Raw genomic sequence first — 9,252 nt, forward strand, 5'->3', positions numbered from 1 at the left:
TCCCACGTCACAGTCATCATCGCAGTAGCGCACGACCGGCTTTTTACCTCACCACTGCGCCCGCGGATCAAACGCTGCCTTGTCGGCCAGTTTTTTCCACAGCTCCTGAGTGGCTTCGTCGCTGGACTTGGGCATCACCACCTTGATCTGTGCCAACAGGTCGCCACGCTGGCCCTGTTTGTTCAGCAGACCATTGCCCTTGATGCGCAATCGCTGGCCGTTCTGGCTATCGGGACGAATCGTCAGATTGATCCTGCCCGTCAGCGTCGGCACCGCGACCTTGGCGCCCAGCGCAGCTTCCCAAGGGGCCACCGGCACGGTGATGATCAGGTCGTGGCCTTCGACTTCGAACTTTGGATGCGGCGCGAGGCGGATGATCAGGTACAGATCGCCGTTTTCACCACCGGCTACGCCGGGCGCGCCCTGGCCTTTGAGGCGGATACGCTCGCCGTCGGTGACACCGGCCGGGATTTTCACGTTCAGGGTTTTGGTGATATCCGCCACGCGCTGACCGCCAGCGTTGTGTTGCGGCACCTTGAAGCTGACCTGTTTGGACTCGGCCGACAATGTCTCCTCAAGGAAGATAGCCAGTTCCATTTCCACGTCTTGTCCTCGGCGGCCTGGATTGCGTGAGCGACCGCCCTGCTGCGGACGACCACCAAAGATCGAGCTGAAAAAATCGGAGAAGTCGCCGTTATCAGCACCGCCAAAACCGCCCGCACCCGCCCGGCTCTGCCATCCCGGCGGCGCCTGGAAGGGTTGGCCCTGCCGACCGTATTTGCGCAAGTCGTCGTATTCGGCGCGCTTTTCAGGGCTGCTCAGCACCTCGTACGCTTCGTTCGCTTCTTTGAATTTCTCTTCCGCGCCAGCCTCTTTGCTGACGTCCGGGTGATACTTGCGCGCCAACTTGCGGTAAGCGACCTTGATCGCTTTCTCATCCGCAGTCGGATCTACCGCAAGAATCTTGTAATAGTCTTTGAAGTCCATCTAATGCTTTCCCCGGTTACGCCGTGCAGCGCTGAATACTGCGCACAGCATCCTCTATTTTGAGGTCTCTGAATCCAATTCGTTGAGTTGTATCGGCCGCGCGCCCCGCCAGCTTGATGCTTGAGACGTTCGACGGCCTGATGTGAAGACAATTCCTTGAAGATTGGGGGTCAGGTCGGCCAGTTCAAGTCAGGCATACAAATACAGTTATCTACATTTAACCGATGTTTCGCCCTACGCATCCGTCGTGCACTGGCATACACTGCGCGGCCGTTTTTTGACTGGAACGTAAAAGACATGAATGACCAATCCCCGGCCCGTGCCTGCGGTATCGACTTCGGCACGTCCAATTCCACCGTCGGCTGGCTGCGCCCCGGCATGGAATCGTTGATCGCGCTGGAGGACGACAAGATTACCCTGCCGTCGGTGGTGTTCTTCAACATGGAAGAACGCCGCCCGGTCTACGGCCGTCTGGCGCTGCACGAATACCTGGAAGGCTACGAAGGCCGTCTGATGCGCTCGCTCAAGAGCCTGCTGGGCTCCAAGCTGATCAAGCACGACACCAGCGTGCTGGGCACGGCGATGCCGTTCAAGGACCTGCTGGCGTTGTTCATCGGCGAGCTGAAGAAACGTGCCGAGGCCAATGCCGGTCGTGAATTCGAAGAAGTGGTGCTGGGCCGTCCGGTGCATTTCGTCGATGACGACATTACCGCTGATCAGGAAGCAGAAGACACTCTGGCCGAAGTCGCCCGCAAGATCGGCTTCAAGGACGTGTCGTTCCAGTACGAGCCTATCGCTGCCGCATTCGACTATGAATCCACGATTACCAGGGAAGAACTGGTACTGATTGTCGACATAGGCGGTGGTACTTCGGACTTCTCCCTGGTGCGTTTGTCACCTGACCGTCGCTTCTACGATGACCGTCACGAAGACATCCTGGCCACCGGTGGCGTGCATATCGGCGGAACCGACTTCGACAAACAACTGAGCATTCAAGGCGTCATGCCGCTGTTCGGCTACGGCAGCCGGATGAAAAGCCAGGCGTACATGCCGACCAGTCATCACATGAACCTGGCGACCTGGCACACCATCAACTCGGTGTACTCGCAGAAGTCTCAGTTGGCGCTGGGCAGCATGCGTTACGACATTGAAGACACCCAAGGCATCGACCGCCTGTTCAAACTGATTGAACAGCGCGCCGGGCACTGGCTGGCGATGGAAGTGGAAGAAACCAAGATTCAGCTGACCCACAGCGAAAGCCGCCATTTGCCAATGGACCGCATCGAGCCGGGCTTGAGTGTTGACTTGAGCCGGGTGATGTTCGAAGCCGCCATCGATTCGCAGCTGGAGCGCGTACGTAACAGCGTGAGCGAATTGCTGCTCAAGGCGGGTGCGGGCGTTGATCAGGTCAACACCGTATTCTTCACCGGTGGCTCAAGCGGCATCCCGGCACTGCGCAACAGTGTCTCGGCCATGCTGCCCAATGCCCGTCACGTCGAAGGGAATATCTTTGGCAGCATCGGCAGCGGGTTGGCGATTGAGGCGAAGAAGCGGTACGGCTAAGGGGAGCTACAAGCTGCAAGCCTCAAGCTACAAGGTAAAAGCAGGCCGTGCGCCTCTTGAAGCTTACAGCTTGAAGCTTGCAGCTGCTCTCTTACACCAACCCCTCCCGCTGCAACTCGCTTTTCAGATACGCATAGTAAATCGGCCCCGCCACTACACCCGGCAGGCCGAATGCGGCTTCGAATATCAGCATCGCCAGCAGCAATTCCCACGACTTGGCATTGATTTGCCCGCCAACGATCCGCGCGTTGAGGAAGTATTCGACTTTGTGGATCACGATCAGGTAGCCCAGCGCCGCCAGTGCCACCCAGATCGAGATCGACATTCCCACGATGAAGATCAGCGTATTGGACATCAGGTTACCGACCACCGGCAGCAGGCCGAGCAGGAAGGTCATGATGATCAGGGTTTTGGTCAACGGCAGGTGAATGCCACACAACGGCAGCACAATGACCAGAAACACCGACGTGAATGCAGTGTTCAGCAGCGAGATTTTGATCTGAGCGAAAACGATGTTGCGGAACGCTTTGCTCAACAGGCTAAGACGCTCAAACAGCGCAGCCGCCAGCGGCTTGCGGGTATGCACATCGGAGATTCGCTGCAAGGCAATGATTGCCCCCAGCACCATGCCGATCAGCATGGTGACAAACATGTGCGCCGCACCCTTGCCGATCAGTTGCAGTTCGCCGACGTGCTTCTGAATCCATTCGCCCAGAGATATCCGGAACTCGGCAGCGCTGGCCGGCAAATAGGCGTCGATGAACGGTGGAAGCTGACCACGAGCGCGATCCACCAGGATCATGAATTTGTCCAGCGAAGCGCCAGGGTTTTCTGCCTCATGCAGCACGAAGCTGAACGCCCCGGCGAAGATCAACGCCAGCACACTGACCACCAACGTGCCTAGCAACGCCACCGCGAGCCAGCGAGCACGCTCCCCGGCGATCAGCCTTTGCAGCTTGGGCGTCAGCATGTTGACCAGTTCGTAGACCAGTAACCCGGCCAACAGACTCGGCAGCAGTTTGAACGGCAAAACCATCAACAGACCGCCGAATATCAGAATCCAGCTGGCCAACAACACTTGTCGCGAGGAAAACGTTGGCATATAGCCTCAGGACGAACGGCGCTAAGAGGCAGGCAGTCTGCCAGCGTTCTGAGCTAAGGACCAGTGATCAGACGACCCCATCGGAAACGACTGACAGACCGAGGAATAAGCAGCCTGCACCAGACGCCGGAATTAAAGGTTTCAGGACGCTGAACAGCACCATTTCCAGCGCCTGAACGCTCACTGGAAAATTATTTCTTCTTGAGACAGTCACTCATAAAGGCCTTTCGGGCATCGCCCTTGAGTGCCTGAGTTGTAGCGGTTGCGTTACAGCTGGTCATCTTTTGTTGCTGGGTTTGCGGCGGTGAGGCTTTAAGGCAGGTGCTCATGAACGTCTTGCGCTCATCACCCTTCAAGGACTGAGCTGTAGCATCGGCATTACAGGTGGTCATTTTGTTCTGTTGGGCAGTGGCCGCATAACTCTGGGCACACATCAACAGACTCACCAACAACAAAGGGACGCGCAGCATTTTCATGGTTATCCACTCCACAGTGGCCATGCCGACCAGCGTGGCCTGCTCTGGAGTGTAGCCAAAGAATATGCGGCGCGACCCGTCCAGCTCAGGCCTACCCGACGTTGCGCGTGTCGAGCTGCAAGTCCTCTTGTTCGATGCTGTGAATCGACACATCGGTGATGCCCGATGCGTGGGCCGTTGCCTCATCCACGGCGATAAAACTTTGCACGTCGTCATCCAGTACGACGTGATGCTTCTGCGCCAACTCATGAACCACATCGATGATCGGCACATCCAGATTCTCGATCACGTCCACGTGGTGCTCACCCGCCAGGGTGTACTCGATTGCGTAGTGTTCTTTATCGCTCATTGCATCACTCCAATGCCGACCCGACCGGGCGGCAAACTACGAACAACAGCTGAGATAGCTAAAGGCCCGCAGCCTTGAGGCGCGCGGCGTGCTCAACACACAATTTCACAGGGTTGGCGATGGTCGAGGGTAATAGTCACCCGTCAAGGCACCCAGATGAGAACCGAGTCTCCCGACCATGCCATCACATTGACCGCGCTGTTTTCTGAACGTGCGAGCAATTTTCATCAAGTGCGACTGCTGCCGTACGGGCGGTTACGATTGCAGCGGATGCCTGGCTGTCAGGTAACGAAATCACCGTGCGACGTACGTAGTATTCAAAGGCCATCAAATAATCGAACTCTTGCGAACCTCCGCAGCTCCAAGCTGCAACGGGCCAACAATGGCTCTGTCATTGGAGTGGTATTTCATGATCAAGAAGAGCCTCGCAGCAGCGTTCGTTATTGCCGCAGTCAGCGGTTGCGCCAACACCACCGTGCAGAACCCGGTGGATTACGTGACCTATCGCAACGAGCCGCTGGTCAAGCAAGTCGAAGACGGCATGACCGAGCAGCAAGTACTGACCATCGGCGGTACGCCGTCTACTCGCGTACAGCGCAAGGTTCACCCGGGTGTTTGCAACAACTACGTGATGAATAAAGACGGCCACGAGCAGGTTTATCACGTCAGCTTCAACGCCAACGGTCGCGTGGATAACAAGGGTTTCATGACCTGCGAGCAACGTGAAGACAACGAACGCGCCATGTAAGCCGCTCGTTGATACGCAAAAGCCCGATGCAGATGCATCGGGCTTTTTATTGGCCGGCGCTTTTACACGTGAAGCCGTTCGCGCTTAGAAAACCAGTTTGAACAAAGCGATGACCACAACCAGGCCGATCAGAAAGATGATGCCGATGGTGCTGCCGAGGAACTTGAGCATTGTGTATCTCCATATATTTTCGTCTCAAGGTTGGGACCGCGGCGTGTAACAGTCGTTTCCTAATATTTTGTTCATCAACCAATGATGCAAAAGAATAAAACTTTTCCCGAAGCCGAGCACTCACACCTGTTACCGATCATGCCGGGCGCCACTCAACGCTGTAGAGGATTGGCGCATCAAGAGCGAGACGGATACCGGATTAGCTTTGGAGATAAACCATGAACCAGGCCCAACATTTGTCAGATGTGAACACCCTGCGCGAACGTGCGCGCCAGAATGTCGAGAACGGAGCCGTCACCGAAGGTTATAGCGCAGATCGCGAAACGGTACTGCGCCTGCTGAACGAATCACTGGCTACCGAACTGGTGTGCGTGCTGCGTTACAAGCGCCACTACTATATGGCGACCGGCCTCAAAGCCAGCGTCGCCGCTGCCGAGTTTCTTGAGCACGCGCAGCAAGAAGCCGAACACGCGGATCTGCTGGCCGAGCGCATCGTACAGCTGGGCGGCGAGCCGGAATTCAACCCCGACACCCTGTCGAAGAATTCCCACGCCCAATACGTGGCAGGCACCACCCTGAAGGAAATGGTCTACGAAGACCTCGTGGCTGAACGTATCGCCATCGACAGCTACAGCGAGATCATCAAATACATCGGCGAAGACGATCCGACAACCCGTCGTATCTTCGAAACCATCCTGGCCCAGGAAGAAGAACACGCCGACGACATGGCAGATATTCTCAACGACCTGTAATGGGTGAGTGTTGATGCAAAAAAGCCAGGACTGAGTCCTGGCTTTTTTGTGCCTGCTGACGTGCCGAGGGTACCTCGCCGTCTCACGGCAACATTGAACCTGCAGGAGCTGCTATTGCGGAGCATCAGGATCAATGCTTCGCAGCCTTCGGCAGCTCCTACAGAACATGCATTGCATTCAAAGGATTTGCTTCGCGAGGAAGCTTAGCTCTCGCAGGAATCAATGATGACGTGGGACCGGCTTTAGCCGGGAAGGCGGTGTTTCTGCCGATGAAGATTCAGCGTCTGTCACGGCCTCTTCCCGGCTGAAGCCGGTCCCACGTCGTCAATCAGTTTGCAGGCCAACATAGAATCTCCCACCAAGAGCGCGCGGTGCGCTCTGGTGTTATCGCACGGTCTTCGGTGCTTTGCCTGATCTCATCTGCTCCAGCAACGGCGCGCATTGGTTGGGTTCTTCACCGCTGCTCGGCGCGACCAGGGCCAGCAAACCTGCTGCCGGGCCGATTGCGGCACCCAGCAATACCATTCCCGCTCCGCGCAACAACAACGGCCCGGACTGCACACCCGCATTGGGTTTGGCGAACGGCCCGCGTACATAAAGAGGGGACCGCAACGAGAACACGCGGAAGCCTTTCGACTCAGGCTTGACGCTCAAATCCAGTTGCTCGGTTTTGAAGTTGGCTGTGCCGTCGATAAAGATAATCGCGTTCTCGGTATCGAACACAAACAGACGAGGCGTCGCCAGACCGTCCTTGATGCCCACATCAGACGCTGCGCAGTTAATCTTCACGTCCTGATCGCCGAACAACTTGCCCACCACATAGTTACCGACGTTGAGTCCGGCGATTTCCATCAGGCTGCGGCTGATCGCGCCGTCATTGACCAGCATTTTCAAGTCACCGTTGGAAGTGCCCAGCAACGCAGAAACCGAGTTGCCCTTGCCGCTGATGTCGGCGTCACCCGCCAGCTCACCGAAGCTGGTTTTCATCGGTTCAAAGGTTGGGAATAGCTGCTTGAGCTTGAGATTGCGCGCAGAGAGCTTCGCCCTGCCCTGCATCGGCTTACTACGGCCATCCAGACGAATGTCGGCATCCAGTTTGCCGCCTGCAACACCGAAGCGCAGCGGTTGCAGACTCAGTTGGCCGTCGTTCAGCACAACGTGGGTGTAGAGATCAGAAAACGGCAGGTCCGGGCTTTGCACGATGCGCTTGCCGGTGAACTCGACATCGGCGTCCATGGCACGCCAACGGTCAGTCTGGAACTCTTCCACAGGCAACACCTTGCCCGATGGCTGCTTGCTTTCCCCGCCACGTTTTTTCTGGGCAGCGTTGGAGTCCGCACCGATCAAAGGCGCCAGGTCGGTAAACAGCAACTGATTGGAAACCAGCGTACCGGTGAGTTTCGGCCTCGGCTGACTGGCAACAAAACCCAGGTCGCCATGAATGTCGCTGTTGCCGATCTTGCCGTTGAAGCCTTCGTAACGGAAGTTAGCGCCCGCCGGGCCATGGATTTTGGCGATCAGTCGACCATCCGTGGAGTAAGCCGGCGAATCCGGCAGTGTCACGCCCGTCAGCGGATAAAGATTGCTCAGGCTGCTGCCTGACAACTTCAGACGCAGATCAAGCGCGCCCAGGTTCTGCGGGTCGGTCACGGTGCCAGCCACTGCGGCGTTGGTATCACCGACATGTGCATCGACCTGGACCGGAAATGGCTGAGCAGCATCCTTGAGCGCCAGCAGCCCGCCGAGCTTGCCGCTGCCGTTCAGTTTCTGACCTTTATATTGGCCTTTGAACGTTACGCCAAAGGCATAATCCTGTGGCCGAACGCCCTTCTCTTCAGCTTTCTTCGCCTCTCCGCTGCCGACGATGTCGCCGAACGGAATCGGCTTGCCCAGCGGGTCGATCACCAGATCCACCTGAGTGTTAAGGGTCTGATCGTTGAAGCTCACCAGGCCCTTATCGAACTTGATTGCACCGATATCCAACACCCAGCTGGAAGGCTCGGCATCAGGGTCCGACTTGGGCAAATCAAACGTCCAGTTGGCGCGACCATCCGCCAGGCGCTCAAGTTTTGCATCGGGCCCGGTCAGATCAATGCGCGGAATCACCACGTGTTGCACGATCAACGGCAACGGCGACAGGCGAAATTCGACGCGCTTGAGGGTGACCATCTGCGGCGTTTTCGACCACTCAGGGTTACCCAGGCTCAGGTGTTCAGCCACGAAACGTGGCCATGGCACCCATGCCCGCCAGCCGCCCTCCTCGGCTTCGCGTCCCCAGATCACCGCCAGGTTGCCGTTGATCGCGAAGGGACGATGCAACGCTTCACTGACTTTTTCGTTAAGCGTCGGCTTGATGCGGTTCCAGTCAAAAGTGGCGATCACAACGACCAGAACGGCCAGCACCAACAACAGAATGGCACCGGTCCAGGCAAAGATTTTACGGCTGCGCGTCATTGCATGACTCTCCAGATAACAACAGGCCGGCCCTGGCCCGTTGCATACGACTTTCAACTTCGACTGATAAAACCCCCGAGGGTTTGATCGGATGTGCAAATTACAGCATCGGGCTGAAAACCCAAGTCTCTATATGAGGCGAAGGCTGCAAGCCACAGCCAGCAAGGGCTGGAGAATGAATCAATATTGATGATTTTCACCATCAGGAATACGAACTTCTCAATCGACAGGCCGGGCGTAATATCGCTGCCATACACCACCCCGGAAGCTCTTGAGAGGAGCGAATATCATGAAACGCGTATGGCTCGCCCTGACCTTTTCCTTTTTGGCCGCTAACGTCTGGGCCGTACCCGCGCCCGAGCGCGAACCCAGCGCCGAAATGAAGATGAGCCTGCAGCGCGTGCACGAAACGATTGCGCAGGACGGCCATGCGCAGTTGATCAAGCAGTATCAGCGGGTTTAATCAGATGGATATCCATTGCCGGAGATTCTATGCTGGTTTGCAAGCCGATGACGTGGGACCGGCTTTAGCCGGGAAGGCGGTATCTCAGATGACACATTTTTAGTGACCGTAACGGCCTCTTCCGGGCTGAAGCCGGTCCCACGTCACATGCCCATCATTCCCGAATCGAAAACCCCTTCGACGCATC

10 protein-coding genes and 1 pseudogene are annotated in these 9,252 nt (G+C 56.8%); 4 read left to right on the forward strand and 7 right to left on the reverse strand.

What is annotated here, in order from left to right; genetic code table 11:
- Positions 1-48: 48 nt before the first annotated feature.
- Positions 49-987 carry a curved DNA-binding protein gene (cbpA, locus tag H8S59_RS24115; protein ID WP_187523052.1) on the reverse strand — a complete coding sequence of 313 codons (939 nt, stop codon included), beginning with the start codon at positions 985-987 and terminating at the stop codon, positions 49-51.
- A 297-nt stretch (positions 988-1,284) separates the two neighbouring features.
- Here cbpA and H8S59_RS24120 point away from each other — a divergent pair, with 297 nt between their 5' ends.
- On the forward strand, positions 1,285-2,550 hold the full coding sequence (locus tag H8S59_RS24120; RefSeq protein ID WP_095101880.1) for an Hsp70 family protein: 1,266 nt from the start codon (positions 1,285-1,287) through the stop codon (positions 2,548-2,550).
- Positions 2,551-2,641: 91 nt separating this feature from the next.
- Here the strand turns inward: H8S59_RS24120 and H8S59_RS24125 are convergent, their stop codons facing one another.
- From H8S59_RS24125 to H8S59_RS27025, 4 genes and pseudogenes are all read right to left on the reverse strand, one after another.
- Complete coding sequence (locus H8S59_RS24125) at positions 2,642-3,652, reverse strand: AI-2E family transporter (protein WP_095101882.1); 1,011 nt, start codon at positions 3,650-3,652, stop codon at positions 2,642-2,644.
- A 191-nt stretch (positions 3,653-3,843) separates the two neighbouring features.
- Positions 3,844-4,128 carry a PsiF family protein gene (locus H8S59_RS24130; RefSeq protein ID WP_095101884.1) on the reverse strand — a complete coding sequence of 95 codons (285 nt, stop codon included), beginning with the start codon at positions 4,126-4,128 and terminating at the stop codon, positions 3,844-3,846.
- Between the two features lie 91 nt (positions 4,129-4,219).
- A complete protein-coding gene (locus tag H8S59_RS24135) occupies positions 4,220-4,477 on the reverse strand; it encodes a hypothetical protein (protein ID WP_095101886.1) in 258 nt (85 codons plus the stop codon).
- A 58-nt stretch (positions 4,478-4,535) separates the two neighbouring features.
- Positions 4,536-4,696 (reverse strand): annotated as a pseudogene (locus H8S59_RS27025) (triacylglycerol lipase); the annotation flags it as partial.
- A 190-nt stretch (positions 4,697-4,886) separates the two neighbouring features.
- Between H8S59_RS27025 and osmE the strand changes: the two are divergent.
- Entirely contained in the window at positions 4,887-5,225 is a 339-nt protein-coding gene (gene osmE / locus H8S59_RS24140) for an osmotically-inducible lipoprotein OsmE (RefSeq protein ID WP_187523054.1), read from the forward strand.
- Between the two features lie 84 nt (positions 5,226-5,309).
- Here osmE and H8S59_RS27460 read toward each other — a convergent pair whose 3' ends face one another.
- Positions 5,310-5,396: a small membrane protein YohP gene (locus H8S59_RS27460; RefSeq protein ID WP_445941327.1), complete on the reverse strand. Its 87-nt coding sequence runs from the start codon at positions 5,394-5,396 to the stop codon at positions 5,310-5,312.
- Between the two features lie 218 nt (positions 5,397-5,614).
- Here H8S59_RS27460 and H8S59_RS24145 point away from each other — a divergent pair, with 218 nt between their 5' ends.
- Complete coding sequence (locus tag H8S59_RS24145) at positions 5,615-6,148, forward strand: ferritin-like domain-containing protein (protein WP_095101890.1); 534 nt, start codon at positions 5,615-5,617, stop codon at positions 6,146-6,148.
- A gap of 384 nt (positions 6,149-6,532) precedes the next feature.
- Here the strand turns inward: H8S59_RS24145 and H8S59_RS24150 are convergent, their stop codons facing one another.
- The gene (locus H8S59_RS24150) at positions 6,533-8,602 is read right to left on the reverse strand and encodes an AsmA family protein (protein ID WP_187523053.1); all 2,070 of its coding nucleotides are present in this window, start codon (positions 8,600-8,602) and stop codon (positions 6,533-6,535) included.
- A gap of 289 nt (positions 8,603-8,891) precedes the next feature.
- Between H8S59_RS24150 and H8S59_RS24155 the strand changes: the two genes are divergently transcribed.
- On the forward strand, positions 8,892-9,065 hold the full coding sequence (locus H8S59_RS24155; RefSeq protein WP_176469998.1) for a hypothetical protein: 174 nt from the start codon (positions 8,892-8,894) through the stop codon (positions 9,063-9,065).
- Positions 9,066-9,252 lie beyond the last annotated feature (187 nt).

It is taken from the genome of Pseudomonas folii, from assembly GCF_014357575.1.
In the GTDB taxonomy this organism is placed as follows: Bacteria; Pseudomonadota; Gammaproteobacteria; order Pseudomonadales; family Pseudomonadaceae; genus Aquipseudomonas; species Aquipseudomonas folii.